This is a genomic window from Brevundimonas sp., assembly GCF_035999125.1.
In the GTDB taxonomy this organism is placed as follows: Bacteria; Pseudomonadota; Alphaproteobacteria; order Caulobacterales; family Caulobacteraceae; genus Brevundimonas.
This window is the reverse complement of sequence record NZ_DASYGX010000012.1, coordinates 81,712-95,705: the sequence shown is the minus strand read 5'-3', so window position 1 is coordinate 95,705 and position 13,994 is coordinate 81,712. Positions and strand designations below refer to the sequence as shown.

The following is a 13,994-nucleotide window of genomic DNA, read 5'->3' as shown; positions in this document are numbered from 1 at the left end:
GAGGGCCGCGAGGTCCGAGGTCGAACGATGGAGCCGGCACCGGGCTCTGCGGGCGCATGCGCCCGTCGAGCCCCCCGCTCGAACCGCTCCCGCCGCGACAAGCTCGCAAGGCCTTGCGCCCTCCCCCGCGACGGAACCCCCAAATGCTGCCGCAGCCCCCAACCGACGTCGGAAAGTCGCGGATGGAAAAACGCACCGCGTTGAAAGGGCAAAGAAAGACGGGAGAAGTCGTCACGACTTCCCGACCCAAGGCGCCGCACCCTCTCCCGGCGGGAGAGGGCTTGAGCGTCCAAGAGCGAAGCGATTGGAAACGCGAAAGGGTGAGGGGTCACGGCCAGACAGTAGCCCCTCTCCCTTTCGGCTGGCGCATCGCTGACGCTCTGCGAGCCTCAAGCCCTCTCCCGCAGGGAGAGGGAGCGCGGGGGCGGGATCGGAGGTCCGCGCTCCGGGGGTCAGCGGAGATCCTTCAGGACCACCTTCGCCGCGTTGTGGCCGGGCGCGCCCGTGACTCCGCCGCCGGGGTGGGCGCCGGAGCCGCAGAGGTAGAGGCCGGGCACAGGCATGCGATGGTCGGCGTGGCCCAGAACCGGGCGGGCGCTGAACAGCTGGTCCAGCGTCAGGCGGCCATGGAAGATGTCGCCGCCGACCAGGCCGAACCGGCGTTCCAGATCACGGGGGCCCAGCGCCAGCCGACCCAAGACCGAGGCCTTGAACCCGGGCGCCCAGCGATCGACGGTCTCGATCATCAGGTCGGCGACGGTCTCGCGGTCGTCGTCCGACAGGTCCGGCGAGACATGTTGGCAAAACAGGCTGGCGACGTGCCGCCCAGGCGGCGCCAGGGTGTCGTCCAGGGTGGACGGGATCAACATCTCGATGATGGGGTCGCGCGACCAGCCGTCCAGCCGGGCCGAGGCGTGGGCGCGCTCCATGTAGTCCAGGCTGGGCGCGATGATGATGCCGGCGGTCAGATGGGCGCCGGGCTCCGGCATGGCGACGAAGCGCGGCAGTTCGCCGAGCGCCACGTTCATGCGGAAGGTGCCGGAGCCCGACGCGTAGCGCGTCATCCGCTCGCGGAAATCATGCGGCACGGCGGCCGGATCGACCAGCCGGTCGAACAGCAGGCGCGGGTGGAGATTGGACACGACGGCGCGGGCGCGCACGACGTCGCCGGCTTCCGTCACCGCGCCGACCGCCCTGCCCTGCTTCGTCAGCACTTCCGCCACCGGAGCGTCGAGGCGCACGTCCACGCCGCGTTCGGCGCAGGCGGCGGCCATGGCCTGGGTGATGGCGCCCATGCCGCCGATCGCGTGGCCCCAGGCCCCGCGCTTGCCGTTCACCTCGCCGAACACGTGGTGCAGAAGGACATAGGCGCTGCCCGGCGTGTAGGGACCGGCGTAGTTGCCGACCACGCCGTCGAAACCAAACAGGGCCTTGATCGGGTCGCTGTCGAACCAGCCGTCCAGCCAGTCGCCCGCGGATTTGGTGAACAGGTCCAGCAGATCGCGACGGCCCTGAACGTCCAGCGCGGCCGCCTGACGGCCCAGCGCGCCGGCGCTGAGCAGATCCGGCAGGGCGTGGAGCCATCCACCGGAGCTCATGTTGGGCGGCGGGCGCAGGATCCAGTCGCGCAGGACGTCGGCCACGACCTCGAGCCGACGCTCGTATTCGGGCAGGCGGTCGGCGTCCCTTTGCGAAAAGCGGGCGACTTCGGCCTGAGTGATCCCCTCCCCGGCCAGCAGCCGGTCGCCTCCGGGCAGGGGCAGGAAGTTGGCCACCTTGCGCAGCACGACCCGCAGCCCGTGGCGCGCCAGGTCCATGTCGGCGATCACCGTGGGGTTAAGCAGGCTGACGGTGTAGCTGGCCGTGGAGTTGCGGAAACCCGGATGAAACTCTTCCGTCACCGCCGCGCCGCCCACGACGTGGCGGCGTTCCAGCACGGTCACCTTCAGCCCGGCACGGGCCAGATAGAAGGCGCAGACGAGGCCGTTGTGGCCCCCGCCCAGAACGACGACGTCGGTTTCGGTTTGAGCCACGGGCGCTTCCTTTCGGAAGCGGCTCTAGCACGCCCGGATCAGGCCGCCAGCAGACCGTGGATCATCAGGGCCAGCTGAACCGCCGTGCAGGCGATCAGAGCCGCGATCATGAGGGTTTCGCTCAGGGGCAGGCGACGGTGCATGGGGACTGTATGGCCCGATTCCCTGAAGCGGGGCTTAAGTTCGGCCGCCGAGCCAGCGACGATGAAGCAACGGACGACCCAGCCAGTAGCAGAGCTCGGCGGGGCGCTCGACGTTCCAGACGGCGAGGTCGGCGGTCTTGCCGGGCTCAAGGGCGCCGATCTCGTGCGACAGGCCGAGGGCCGCCGCAGCGTGTCGGGTGGCCCCCGTCAGGGCCTCTTCCGGCGTCAGGCGGAACTGGACGCAGGCGAGGTTCAAGGCCGACGTCACGCTGACGACGGGAGAGGTGCCCGGGTTGCAGTCGGTGGCCACCGCCATGCGGACGCCGTGGCGCCGGAACAGGTCGATGGGCGGCGGCACGGTCTCTCTCAGCATGAGGTAGGCGCCCGGCAGCAGGACCGCGACCGTGCCGGCGGCCGCCATGGCGACGACGCCCGCTTCGTCGACATGCTCGACGTGGTCGGCGGACAGGGCGCCATGGGCGGCGGCCAAGGCGCCGCCTCCCCCGTTGGAAAGCTGGTCCGCGTGCAGTTTGACCGGCAGGCCCAGCGAGCGGGCCTTGGCGAACAAGCGGTCGACCTCCACCGCCGTGAAGGCGATGGGCTCGCAGTAGGCGTCGACGGCGTCGACGAGGCCCTCCGCATGGGCGGCGGGCAGAATCTGGTCGATCATCAGGTCGAGATAGGCGGCGCGGTCGGCCCGATGTTCCGGCGGGAGGGCGTGCAGGCCGAGGAAGCTGGTCGAGACGCGCACCCCGCCTTCACGACCCACGCGGCGGGCGGCGCGGAGCATCTTCAGCTCGTTGGCGGCGTCCAGGCCATAGCCCGACTTGATCTCGACCGTGGTGACGCCGGTGGCGGTCAGACCGCGAAGGCGGTCGAGCGCGGAGGCGACCAGCGCGTCCTCGCTCGCGGCGCGCGTGGCGGTCATGGTCGAGACGATGCCGCCGCCCTCGCGCGCGATCTGCTCATAAGGCACGCCGGTCAGGCGGCGTTCGAACTCGTGCGAGCGGTTCCCGCCGAAGACCAGATGGGTGTGACAGTCGATCAGCCCCGGCGTGACCCAGCGGCCGTCGAGGCGCTCGACGGCGACGGCGTCGTGGGCGGGCAGATCCGCGCGCGCGCCGACCCAGGCGATGCGGCCGTCGCGGACGAGCATCGCCCCGTCGTCGACGGGGCCGTAGGGCGCGGCGTCTTCGACCATCGTCGCCAAGCGGCAGTCGGTGACAAGAAGGTCGAAGCGGTCAGGCACGCGACTGGAACCCCGCCAGAAGCTCGCAGAACCAGCGCCCGGCGGTGAGCGCGCCCAGATCGCCGACCTCCAGCGAGGGGTCGTACTCCGTCAGATCGATCGCGCGGACCTTCGGGTGGGAGCCGACGACGCGCGTGGCTTCCAAGACGTCCTGCAGCGAAACGCCGCCGGGGCGGGCGCCGGGGCTGGCGGGCCACTGGGACCGGTCGATCACGTCGATGTCGACGTCGACGTAGATGGCGTCGCAGAACGCCGCCAGGCGATCCAGCTCCCGCGCCACGATCGCCGCCGTGCCCTCGCGACGGCAGTCGGCGGCCGTGAAGACCGAGATGCCGGCGGCCCGCGCCTTCTCATGCGCGCGGCGGGTGTTGGCGAAGGGGGCGAGGCCGATCTGGGAGATGCGGCGGCCGTCCAGCCCGTCGTCCAGAAGGGCCCGGATCGGATTTCCGTTGGTCAGGCCCTGATCCACGTCGCGCAGGTCGAAATGGGCGTCGAGGGTCAGGAGGCCGACGCGCTCGAGCCCGAGGGCGTGGACGCCCGGGCGGGTGACCGCGTTGTTGCCGCCGATCAGGACCGTCAGGGCGCGGTTCGCTTGCGCGGCGACGGCCTCGCGGATGGGCGTGAGGGCGTCGGCGGGCGAGACGGCCTTCAGCGGGACGTCGCCGGCGTCGTGGACGCGTGTGGACAGGTCCAGTCCGGTCTCGACGTCGTAGGTCGAGAAACGCGGCAGGACGGCGCGGAAGGTCTTGGGCGCGAGGTCGCAACGGCCTGGGGTGAGGGACCGCTCGTTGAGCGGCGCGCCGACGAGGGCGACGCGCGCGTCGGGGTGATCGCCGAGCAGGTCGGCGATTGAGCGCCACCCCAAAGCTTCCGAGGCTTCCATGGTCATGGTTCCGCAGCGTAGAGACGCCGCCATGACTCAACAACCGACCCCGAACGCCCGGATCGTGCGCGCCCCGCGCGGACCGGAGAAGACCTGCCGCACCTGGGCCGCCGAGGGCGCGCTGCGGATGCTGATGAACAACCTGGATCCCGAGGTGGCCGAGCGGCCGCAGGACCTGGTCGTCTATGGCGGGATCGGCAAGGCGGCGCGCGACTGGGCCAGTTTCGACCGGATCGTGGAGAGCCTGCGCGAGCTGGGGGAGGACGAGACGCTGCTGGTGCAGTCGGGCAAGCCGGTGGGGGTGTTCCGAACGCACGCCGACGCGCCGCGGGTGCTGATCGCCAACAGCAACCTGGTGCCGAAATGGGCGACCTGGGAACACTTCCACGAACTGGATCGCAAGGGGCTGGCCATGTACGGCCAGATGACCGCCGGGTCGTGGATTTACATCGGCACCCAGGGGATCGTTCAAGGCACCTATGAGACCTTCATGGAGGCCGGCCGCCAGCACTACGGCGGCGACTGGTCCGGCAAGTGGATCCTGACCGCCGGGCTGGGCGGCATGGGCGGGGCCCAGCCGCTGGCGGCGACCATGGCGGGCGCGTCGTGCATCGCGGTGGAGTGCCAGCGCAGCCGCATCGAGTTCCGCATCCGCACGCGATACCTCGACGTCATGGCCGAGAGCGTGGATGAGGCGCTGGCGCTGTTGAACACGTCATTGGCCGACAAGAATCCCATTTCGATCGGGCTGTTGGGCAATGCGGCGGAGGTTCTGCCTGAACTGGTCAAGCGCGGAGTGCGGCCCGATCTGGTGACCGACCAGACCAGCGCGCACGACCTGGTCAACGGCTATCTGCCCGTCGGCTGGAGCGTGGCGGAGTGGGAGGCGAAGCGCGAGAGCGATCCGCAGGCGGTCGAGGCGGCGGCCCGGAGATCATGCGCGGTGCATGTGCAGGCCCTGCTGGACTTCCAGGCGGCGGGCATTCCCGTCACCGATTACGGCAACAACATCCGCCAGGTCGCCTTGGACGAGGGCGTGGCGAACGCCTTCGACTTCCCGGGCTTCGTTCCGGCCTATATCCGCCCGCTGTTCTGCCGGGGGATCGGGCCATTCCGCTGGGCCAGCCTGACGGGCGATCCGGAGGACATCCGCAAGACCGACGCGGCGATGAAGCGGCTGTTCCCGGACGACGCCGGCCTGCACCGCTGGCTGGACATGGCGGGCGAGCGGATCGCCTTCCAGGGCCTGCCGGCGCGCATCTGCTGGATCGGCCTGGGCGACCGTCACCGGGCGGGGCTCATGTTCAACGAGATGGTGGCATCGGGCGAGCTGTCGGGACCGATCGTGATCGGGCGGGACCATCTGGATTCGGGCTCCGTCGCCAGTCCGAACCGGGAGACCGAGGCCATGATGGACGGCTCGGACGCCGTGTCGGACTGGCCGCTGCTGAATGCGCTCTTGAACACGGCGTCGGGGGCCAGCTGGGTGTCGCTGCACCACGGCGGCGGGGTGGGGATGGGCTATTCCCAGCACTCCGGCGTCGTGATCGTGGCCGACGGCACGCCGGAAGCGGCGCGGCGGCTGGAGCGCGTGCTGTGGAACGACCCGGCGACGGGGGTGATGCGCCACGCCGACGCGGGCTATGAGATCGCGAAGGATGCCGCGCGGGCGAACGGGCTGAAGCTGCCGGGGCTTGGATGACCCTTGTCTTGCTTCCTTCTCCCCTTGGGGGAGAAGGTGGCTCGCGAAGCGAGACGGTTGAGGGGGACTGTCGAACCATGCACCAGACCGAGGATCGAACGAGCAGGGCCAGGCGCCTGCGGGCTGACGCAACCAGAGTCGAAGAGGTGTTCTGGTCGATGGTTCGGGGCCGTCGGTTCGAGAACCTGAAGTTCCGGCGGCAGGCGCCGGTCGCGGGATTCATAGTCGATTTCTTCTGCGCCGAACTGAAGCTGGTGATTGAGCTGGACGGTGGGGTGCATGACCTGCGGGAGGCCGAGGATGCGGCGCGGGATGAGCGGATCAAATCCGCCGAATTTGGAGTACTTCGGTTCAGAAACTCCTCATTCGAGCGCAACCCCGCAGTAGTTTTTGACGCGATCCGGCGGCATAGAGCGGCGATGTCGAAACCTACCCCTCATCCGTCTCGCTTCGCGAGCCACCTTCTCCCCCAGGGGGAGAAGGAAGAGTGATGCGGCTATTGATCGGGGGCTCCCCCCTCACCCTGCCCCAGCTCCGCGCCGCGCTCGAAGGCCCCGTGACCGTGGCGCTGACCGACGCGGCGTGGGCCGACGTCGAGGCGGGGGCGGCGACGGTGGCGGATATCCTGGCGAAGGGCCGGACTGTGTATGGGATCAACACCGGCTTCGGCCTGCTGGCCAACACCAGCATCGCGGCGGAAGACCTTGAGACGCTGCAGAAAAACCTGGTGTTGAGCCACGCCTGCGGGGTCGGGGCGCCTTTGTCTGCGGGGGTGACGCGACTGCTGATGGTGCTGAAGATCGCCAGCCTGTCGAAGGGGGCGTCGGGGGTGCGGCGCGACACGTTGCAGGCGCTGATCGACTTGGTGAACGGCGAGGTGCTGCCGGTGATTCCGTCCAAGGGATCGGTGGGGGCGTCGGGCGACCTGGCGCCGCTGGCGCATATGAGCTGCGTGCTGATCGGCGTCGGCGACGCGCTGGTCGGCGAGCGGGTCGTGCCGGCGGTCGAGGCGCTGGCGAGCGTCGGGCGCGAACCGGTGGTGCTGGGCCCCAAGGAGGGGCTGGCGCTGCTGAACGGGACGCAATGTTCGACGGCGCTGGCGCTGGCGGGGCTGTTCGCGGCGGAGGACGCCTTCGCGGCCGGACTGGTGGCGGGGGCCCTGTCGGTCGACGCGCTGAAGGGGTCGGACGCGCCGTTCGACCCCCGCATCCACTTCCTGCGCGGCCAACCGGGGCAGATCGAGACGGCCCGGGTGCTGCGCGAGCTGCTGGCCGGCTCGGCGATCCGCGACAGCCATCGCGAAGGCGACGACAAGGTGCAGGATCCCTATTCCCTGCGGTGCCAGCCGCAGGTGATGGGCGCGGGGCTGGACGTGCTGCGCGCGGCGGCCGCGACCCTGGTGCGCGAGGCCAATGCGGTGACGGACAATCCTTTGGTCTTCTTCGCCGAAGGGGACGTCATCTCGGGCGGCAATTTCCACGCCGAGCCGGTGGCCTTCGCGGCGGATCAGATCGCGCTGGTGCTGTGCGAGATCGGCAACATCTCGGAGCGGCGGACGTCGATCCTGGTCGATCCGAAGATGAGCGGCCTGCCGGCGTTCCTGGTGCGCGAGAGCGGGCTGAACTCCGGCTTCATGATCGCCCAGGTGACGGCCGCGGCCCTGGTGGCCGAGAACCGGATGATGAGCCATCCGGCCAGCGTGGACACCGTGCCGACCAGCGCCAATCAGGAAGACCACGTCAGCATGGCCACGCACGGCGCGCGCCGCCTGCTGGACATGGCCGAGAACACGGCGACGGTGGTCGGGATCGAACTGCTGGCGGCGGCGCAGGGGATCGACTTCCAACGCCCGCTGAAGTCGTCGGAACCGCTTGAGCGGGCCTGGGCGATCGTGCGCGAAGCCGCGCCCGAGTACGCGTCGGACCACTATTTCGCGCCGGACATCGCCCGGGCAACCACCACCGTCCGCGAGGGACGGTGGCGGCCGTTCGTCGGCGACCTGCTGGGCTGAGCTCGGCCGGTCAGCCCATCATGCCGAGGCATTCCTGACGCGCGCCGGAGAAGTCGCCGGAGCTTTCGGGGTCCATCAGCAGCATGGCGCCGAACTCGGCGATCTGGGTTTCCACGGCGTCCGTGCCGTAGCCCAAGGCCGAACCCGTGCGGTTGGCGGCGTCGGTGAAACGGCCGCCCTCCATGATGCGGGCCTCCAGCTGCTCCTCCGTCATGTTCTCCATCGTGAGGATGAGGTCGAGCGTGTCCACGGCGGCGCAGATCACGTTGAGCAGATGCTCCTCGCCGCCTTCCCGGCCCTCCAGCTCTTCCACCCAGGCCATGTCGAAGTCTTCGTCTGACGACATGTCGGAGTCGTCGGGGCCGAAGCCGTCGTTCTCCATGTTGGCCGGATCGCCGCCGGCGACCAGCGTGAGCGTGTAGGCGCCGGTCTCGCCGCCCTCCAGGGTGTTGGCCTTGATGAACCAGGGTCCGCCGTCGGTGACGAACTCAGCATGAGCGTCCAGGCCGTCGCCCCAATCGTCGTTGGCGACGGTGCTCTCGCCCGAACAGTTGCGACCCTTGCCGATCGCCAGGAAGGCGTCGAAGTCGTCGGAGCGATAGTCCACCGTGTAGGCGCCGGCGGGCGCCGTGAACACCCAGCAGTCATAGTGGCTGTCGTCCACCTCGACCTTGGGGTCGGTCGTGGAGATGGTTCCGGACACCGTCTGGCCGACCGAGATCGACTGGGCCGAGGCGGCGCCGGCGATGAGAACGGCCGTCAGCGAGACGGCGGCGAAGAGAGCGAAGCGACGCATGGCTTGAGATTCCCCCGGCCGGAAGCGGCCATGAGAGAACGCTACATCTTCCGCATGACGGCGTCATCTGACGCGGGCTGACGGCGTCAGGGCTTGGGCGCCGGGTCCACCGTGAGCACGTAGGTTCCGGCCTCCTGCGGGCTGAAGCTGCCGGCGCGGACGACGTAGGTCCCGTCGGAGGGCGGCTCCCAGTCCAGGCGGGCGTGGGTGTCGGACAGGGAGTCGTCGTCGCTGCCCAGCACCTCGAAGCCGCCGTCGTCCTTCTGACGCCCCACGACCACGAAGGCGTCGAAGGCGTTGGAGGCCATGACGATGCGCAGGGGCTCGTCGGCCTTGGCCTCGATCTCATAGGCGTCGAACCAGCTGCCGTCGGCCGCGGCCTCGTCGGCCTCCGTCAAGGTTCCGCGGACTCGGGCCCCGACCATGAGGCTGCCGGGCGCGGGCTTGGGGCCCCGATCGATCAGTTCGAGCGCGTAGAGGCCGTCGGTGTCGGGCGCGAGCGGGGAGACGCGCAGAACATAGTCGCCGTCCGCGGGCAGGGTGAAGTTCAGGCGCGAATCCGTGCCTTCGCCGAGGCCGTCGTCGTCCGACGCCAGATCGGAGAACTCGCCCTCGGCCGCGCCGACGCGCAGGAAGGCGTCGAAGTCGCCCGAGCGCAGGACGGCCTGGACGCGCTGGCCCTCGACCCCGGAAAAGACGAAGGAGTCGTAGCCGCGCCCCTCGTCGTCGGTCGGGTCGGCGTCGTCGATCACCCCTTCTACGCGGACGCCGAAGGCGAGCGATTCGGCGGCCCGCTCCGGCGCGGCCTCGGACAGGTCCAGCGCATAGACCCCCTGCCCGCCCGGCGCGAAGGCGCGGGCACGGATCTGGTGCACGCCGTCGGCTTCGAGAGTGAAGGTGATGCGGGAATTGGTGCCCTCGCCCTGGCCGTCGTCGTCTTCTGCCAGGACGCCGCCCGCCGGGTCGAGCAGTTCGAGGTAGGTGTCGAAGGCGTCGGACGACATGTCGATGCGGACCCGCTGGCCCGCCGCGCCGGAGAAGCGCCACAGATCGGCGGAGCGGCCCGCCTCGTCCAGGCCGTCGGCGGCGGACAGCTCGCCCTGATGGGACTGGCCGATCACGGCGTCGGCGGCCGGCGCCTGGGGCGGGGCGGCGGCAAGGGTCAGGACGTAGTCGCCCTGACCCTGGTTCAGCGACTGGGCGCGGACGACGTATTCGGCGTCGCGCGGGGCCTCGAAGACGAGACGCGAGTTGAGGCCCGTGCCGTCGTCGTCGTTGACGGCCAGCTCGACGAAGGCCTCGCCCTGTCCCTCGCCCACGCGCAGGACGGGGTCGAAGGCGTCGGACGTGAGGGTGGCCAGCATGCGGTCGCCTTGGCGCAGGCGCAGGCGCCAGGCGTCGTAAGGCGTGCCGTCTTCCGCCTCCGGATCGCGGTCGCCCAGTTGGCCCCCGACGCTCTGGCCCAGGCGGATCGCGGACGGACGCGGAGCGCGGGGCGCGGGCGGACGCTCGGTCAGGGTCAGGGCATAGGGGCCGAGAGCGTCTGAACCGAAACCGCGGACCCGGACGACCCAGTCGCCCGCCGGAGCGGTGAAACGCAGGCGGGCGTCGGTCTCGCCCAACGAATCGTCGTCCGACCATTGGGGGCCCGCCTCCGTGCCGGAGTCGGCGGCCCAGACCTCGAGATAGGCGTCGAAATCGGTGGAGGTCAGGCTCAGATCGACGCGTTGTCCCTCGCGCGTGGAAAAGCGCCATTCGTCGTGGCGGTGGCCGCCTTCGCCGTCGACCGCGTCGCCTTCGGACAGGTCTCCCCGCACGGTCTGGCCGAAGCGCAGGCTTTCCTGGGCCAGGACGGGCGTGGCGAGCACGGCCAGGGCGGCGGCGGAGCAGACGGTCAGGCGGCGGTTCATGCGAAGTCTCCCCGAGGGCGCCATCATAGACGCGGTCGCGGTCGCCCTGTAAATCGCGCGGCGCTTCCCACACGAACTTGTTCGAAGGCCAGGCCCCATGTCCGACCTCTCCGCCCCCGCGCGCCTGATCGACGGCAAGACCTTCGCGGCCGGGCTGGTGGAGCGGACGGCGGCCGCCGCGGAGCGGCTGCGGCAAGCCACCGGCGTGCGGCCGGGGCTGGCGGCGGTGATCGTCGGCGACGACCCGGCCAGCCGCATCTATGTGAAGTCCAAGGGCGAGCGGGCCGAGGCGGCGGGCTTTCACTCCGAGACCGTGCGGCTGGCGACGGAGACGACGCAGGCCGAGCTGCTGGCGGTGGTCGATCGGCTGAACCGGGACGAGATGGTCCACGGCATTCTGGTGCAGTTGCCCCTGCCGCCGCAGATATCGAGCGACGCCGTGCTGGCGGCGATCGATCCTGACAAGGACGTGGACGGGTTCCACGTGATCAACGCCGGGCGGCTGGCGACGGGCGGGCGCGGGCTCGTGCCGTGCACGCCTCTGGGGTGCCTGATGCTGCTGAAGGCGGAGTTGGGCGACCTGTCGGGGCTGGAGGCCGTGGTCGTGGGCCGGTCCAACATCGTCGGCAAGCCGATGGCGCAGCTGCTGCTGGGCGAGAGCTGCACGGTGACGGTGGCGCATTCGCGCACGCGCGACCTGCCGGCGGTGTGCCGCCGAGCGGACGTCCTGGTGGCCGCCGTCGGCCGGCCGGAGATGATCCGCGGCGACTGGATCAAGCCCGGCGCGACGGTGGTCGACGTGGGCATCAACCGCGTGCCGTCCAGGGATCCGGCCAAGGCCGCCGAGGGAAGGACCCGCGTGGTCGGCGACGTCGCCTTCGACGAGGCGGCGGCGGTCGCGGGCGCGATCACCCCGGTGCCGGGCGGGGTGGGCCCGATGACGATCGCCGTGCTTCTGGCCAACACCTATGCCGCGGCCTGCGCGAAGGCGGGCGTCGAGGCGGAACCGCTGGACGCTTGAAGCGCCGTCATGAACGGCTGATATGTAGGGAGAAGCGGCGATCCGGCCGCGCTCGGGAAGGGCTGTCTCGATGATGCGTGTGAACCCCCGTCTGGCCGCGGTCGCCGCGGTCGTGGTCGTGGCGCCGGCGATGTCCGGCTGCGGCGTCAACGCCATTCCGACCAATGAGGAACGCGCCAAGGCGGCATGGGCCGACGTGCAGGCGGCCTATCAGCGGCGTGCGGACCTGATCCCCAACCTGGTGGCGACGGTCGAGGCGGCGGCGGCGTCCGAGCGCGCGACCCTGACCCAGGTGATCGAGGCGCGGTCGCGGGCCACCTCGGTCCAGCTGACGCCGGAGATGCTGAACGATCCGGCGGCCATGCAGCGGTTCCAGGCCGCCCAGGGTGAGCTGACCCAGGCGTTGAGCCGGCTGATGCTGGTGGTGGAGCAGTATCCGCAGATCCAGTCGAACCAGAACTTCATCGCCCTGCAGAGCCAGCTGGAGGGGACCGAGAACCGCATCAACGTGGCGCGGCGCGACTACAACGAGGCGGTGCGGGTGCACAACACGGCGCTGCGGACCTTCCCGACGGTGCTGTGGGCCAACACGATCCACTCCGGTTCCGGTCCGATGCAGCCGTTCCAGGCCAATGAGGCGGCCCAGAGCGCGCCGACGGTGACGTTCAACGCGCCCGCCGGGGCGGCGCCGGGTTCGGCCCCGCCGGCCAAGTGATCCGGGGCCTGAGATCAGCCACGGCGGCGCTGGTCGTCGCCGTCTTCTGGCTGGGCGCGGCGGCGACGCCCGCCTTGGCGCAGGAGCTGCGGTTTCCGGCGCTGACCGGGCGCGTGGTCGATCAGGCCGATCTTCTGTCCGCCGAGAAGGAAGCCGAGCTGACGCAGCGGCTGGAGGCGCTTGAGCGGGACACCACCGACCAGCTGGTGGTGGTGACGATCGACAGCCTGCAGGACCGGGACATCGCCGACTATGGCTATCAGCTCGGGCGGGCCTGGGGCATCGGACAGTCGGAAGAGGACAACGGCGTCCTGCTGATCGTCGCGCCCAACGAGCGCAAGGTCCGGATCGAGGTCGGCTATGGGCTGGAGCCCATCCTGACCGACGCCCTGTCGGCCCTGATCATCCACGAGCGGATCCTGCCCGCCTTTCGAGAGAACGGGTTCGAGCGCGGCATCACCGACGGCGTCGCGGCGATCGACGAGCAACTGAGGCTGGACCCGGAGGAAGCGCAGGCGCGCGCCGCCGCCGCCGAGGCGCCGGACGCGGAGGTGCCCGTCGCGATCATCCTGTTCATCCTGTTCGTCGTCTTCATGGTCTTCGTCAGCTTCGTCAGCGCCCTGTCGCGTGCCGGTCGGCGCTTCAAGGGCAAGGGGGGCGACGATCTGACTCCGATCCTGATATGGGCCGCGGCCGAGGCGCTGAAGGGCACGATGGGAGGCCGCGGAGGCGGCGGAGGCTGGAGCGGCGGCGGCGGATTCGGCGGCGGCGGCGGCGGCTTCGGCGGCGGCGGCGCCTCGGGGGGCTGGTGATGAAGATGTCTCCTCAGGACCACGCGCGCGTGGCCGAAGCCATCGTTGAGGCCGAAAAAGCCACCAGCGGCGAAATCTTCTGCGTCTTCGCCCGGCGGGTGTCCGGCTATTGGGACGTGATGCTGGGGTGGGCGGCGGCGGCGGCGCTGATCCTGCCGCTGCTGGCCATTCCGCTGGGCCTTGACCCCATGGCCGTGCGCAGCGTGTCGCACGGCTGGAGCGTCGGCCATGCGGCTGCGGCCGGGTCCGAGGCGGGCATGGCGATCGCAGTGCATGCGGTGCTGCAGTTGGCGACCTTTCTGGCCGTGCTGCTGGTGGGCCTGATCCCTCCGGCCCGGCGGCTGCTGACCCCGCCGTCGATCCGGCGCGACCGGGTGCGGCGGGCGGCGCTGAACCAGTTCCTGGCGCACGGGCTGCACGTGACGGAGGCACGCACGGGCGTGCTGATCTTCGCCGCCGACGCCGACCATCGGGTCGAGGTGATCGCCGACAAGGGCATCCACGAAAAGGTGGACGAGGCCGTCTGGGCCGAGGCGGCGGCGGCGCTGGTCGCGGGCATGAAGCGCAAGGCGCCGGGAGACGGCTTCGTGCGGGCGGTCGAGCTGTGCGGCGGCGTGCTGGCGCAGCATTTCCCGCCGCGGGCAGACAATCCGAACGAGGTCGCGGACAAGCTAGTGGAGATCTGAGCGCCGCTTGAGGGCCACGATCGGCCGCTAGCC

Annotated in this window: 12 protein-coding genes; 7 read left to right on the top strand and 5 right to left on the bottom strand. The window is 70.5% G+C overall.

Features of this window, described 5'->3' with window-relative positions; genetic code table 11:
- Positions 1-452 precede the first annotated feature (452 nt).
- The 3 genes from VGN45_RS11195 to VGN45_RS11185 form a co-directional block, all read right to left on the bottom strand.
- Positions 453-2,033, bottom strand: a complete 1,581-nt coding sequence (locus VGN45_RS11195; RefSeq protein ID WP_327462430.1) for an NAD(P)/FAD-dependent oxidoreductase — start codon at positions 2,031-2,033, stop codon at positions 453-455.
- Positions 2,034-2,210: 177 nt separating this feature from the next.
- Complete coding sequence (hutI, locus tag VGN45_RS11190; RefSeq protein WP_414643431.1) at positions 2,211-3,377, bottom strand: imidazolonepropionase; 1,167 nt, start codon at positions 3,375-3,377, stop codon at positions 2,211-2,213.
- A gap of 40 nt (positions 3,378-3,417) precedes the next feature.
- Positions 3,418-4,314, bottom strand: coding sequence for an agmatinase family protein (locus VGN45_RS11185; RefSeq protein WP_327462426.1), 897 nt, complete (start codon positions 4,312-4,314; stop codon positions 3,418-3,420).
- Positions 4,315-4,339: 25 nt separating this feature from the next.
- On the opposite strand from VGN45_RS11185, the gene hutU reads away from it, so the two are divergent.
- The 3 genes from hutU to hutH all read left to right on the top strand — a co-directional run bounded on the left by hutU (position 4,340) and on the right by hutH (position 8,021).
- Positions 4,340-6,010: a urocanate hydratase gene (gene hutU, locus VGN45_RS11180; RefSeq protein WP_327462424.1), complete on the top strand. Its 1,671-nt coding sequence runs from the start codon at positions 4,340-4,342 to the stop codon at positions 6,008-6,010.
- Positions 6,011-6,087: 77 nt separating this feature from the next.
- A complete protein-coding gene (locus VGN45_RS11175; protein ID WP_327462422.1) occupies positions 6,088-6,501 on the top strand; it encodes an endonuclease domain-containing protein in 414 nt (137 codons plus the stop codon).
- Positions 6,501-8,021: a histidine ammonia-lyase gene (hutH, locus tag VGN45_RS11170; protein WP_327462420.1), complete on the top strand. Its 1,521-nt coding sequence runs from the start codon at positions 6,501-6,503 to the stop codon at positions 8,019-8,021. The genes VGN45_RS11175 and hutH overlap by 1 nt, the downstream gene beginning before the upstream one ends.
- Positions 8,022-8,031: 10 nt before the next feature.
- Here hutH and VGN45_RS11165 read toward each other — a convergent pair whose 3' ends face one another.
- Both VGN45_RS11165 and VGN45_RS11160 read right to left on the bottom strand, forming a co-directional pair.
- Positions 8,032-8,817, bottom strand: coding sequence for a hypothetical protein (locus VGN45_RS11165; protein WP_327462418.1), 786 nt, complete (start codon positions 8,815-8,817; stop codon positions 8,032-8,034).
- A gap of 86 nt (positions 8,818-8,903) precedes the next feature.
- A complete protein-coding gene (locus VGN45_RS11160) occupies positions 8,904-10,727 on the bottom strand; it encodes a PPC domain-containing protein (protein ID WP_327462416.1) in 1,824 nt (607 codons plus the stop codon).
- 97 nt (positions 10,728-10,824) lie between these two features.
- Here VGN45_RS11160 and folD point away from each other — a divergent pair, with 97 nt between their 5' ends.
- From folD to VGN45_RS11140, 4 genes are all read left to right on the top strand, one after another.
- Positions 10,825-11,748 (top strand): bifunctional methylenetetrahydrofolate dehydrogenase/methenyltetrahydrofolate cyclohydrolase FolD, encoded by a 924-nt coding sequence (gene folD, locus VGN45_RS11155; protein ID WP_327462413.1) that lies wholly within the window; start codon positions 10,825-10,827, stop codon positions 11,746-11,748.
- 73 nt (positions 11,749-11,821) lie between these two features.
- Complete coding sequence (locus VGN45_RS11150) at positions 11,822-12,463, top strand: LemA family protein (protein WP_414643429.1); 642 nt, start codon at positions 11,822-11,824, stop codon at positions 12,461-12,463.
- The gene (locus VGN45_RS11145; protein WP_327462410.1) at positions 12,460-13,275 is read left to right on the top strand and encodes a TPM domain-containing protein; all 816 of its coding nucleotides are present in this window, start codon (positions 12,460-12,462) and stop codon (positions 13,273-13,275) included. Before VGN45_RS11150 ends, VGN45_RS11145 begins: the two co-directional genes overlap by 4 nt.
- Entirely contained in the window at positions 13,275-13,961 is a 687-nt protein-coding gene (locus VGN45_RS11140) for a TPM domain-containing protein (protein WP_327462407.1), read from the top strand. Before VGN45_RS11145 ends, VGN45_RS11140 begins: the two co-directional genes overlap by 1 nt.
- Positions 13,962-13,994 lie beyond the last annotated feature (33 nt).

Coding starts and splice junctions, on each gene's coding strand:
- hutI (WP_414643431.1), bottom strand. CDS start 3,377: ATGGTCGAAGACGCCGCGCCCTACGGCCCCGTCGACGACGGGGCGATG.
- VGN45_RS11185 (WP_327462426.1), bottom strand. CDS start 4,314: ATGACCATGGAAGCCTCGGAAGCTTTGGGGTGGCGCTCAATCGCCGAC.
- hutU (WP_327462424.1), top strand. CDS start 4,340: ATGACTCAACAACCGACCCCGAACGCCCGGATCGTGCGCGCCCCGCGC.
- VGN45_RS11175 (WP_327462422.1), top strand. CDS start 6,088: ATGCACCAGACCGAGGATCGAACGAGCAGGGCCAGGCGCCTGCGGGCT.
- hutH (WP_327462420.1), top strand. CDS start 6,501: ATGCGGCTATTGATCGGGGGCTCCCCCCTCACCCTGCCCCAGCTCCGC.
- VGN45_RS11165 (WP_327462418.1), bottom strand. CDS start 8,817: ATGCGTCGCTTCGCTCTCTTCGCCGCCGTCTCGCTGACGGCCGTTCTC.
- VGN45_RS11160 (WP_327462416.1), bottom strand. CDS start 10,727: ATGAACCGCCGCCTGACCGTCTGCTCCGCCGCCGCCCTGGCCGTGCTC.
- folD (WP_327462413.1), top strand. CDS start 10,825: ATGTCCGACCTCTCCGCCCCCGCGCGCCTGATCGACGGCAAGACCTTC.
- VGN45_RS11150 (WP_414643429.1), top strand. CDS start 11,822: ATGCGTGTGAACCCCCGTCTGGCCGCGGTCGCCGCGGTCGTGGTCGTG.
- VGN45_RS11140 (WP_327462407.1), top strand. CDS start 13,275: ATGAAGATGTCTCCTCAGGACCACGCGCGCGTGGCCGAAGCCATCGTT.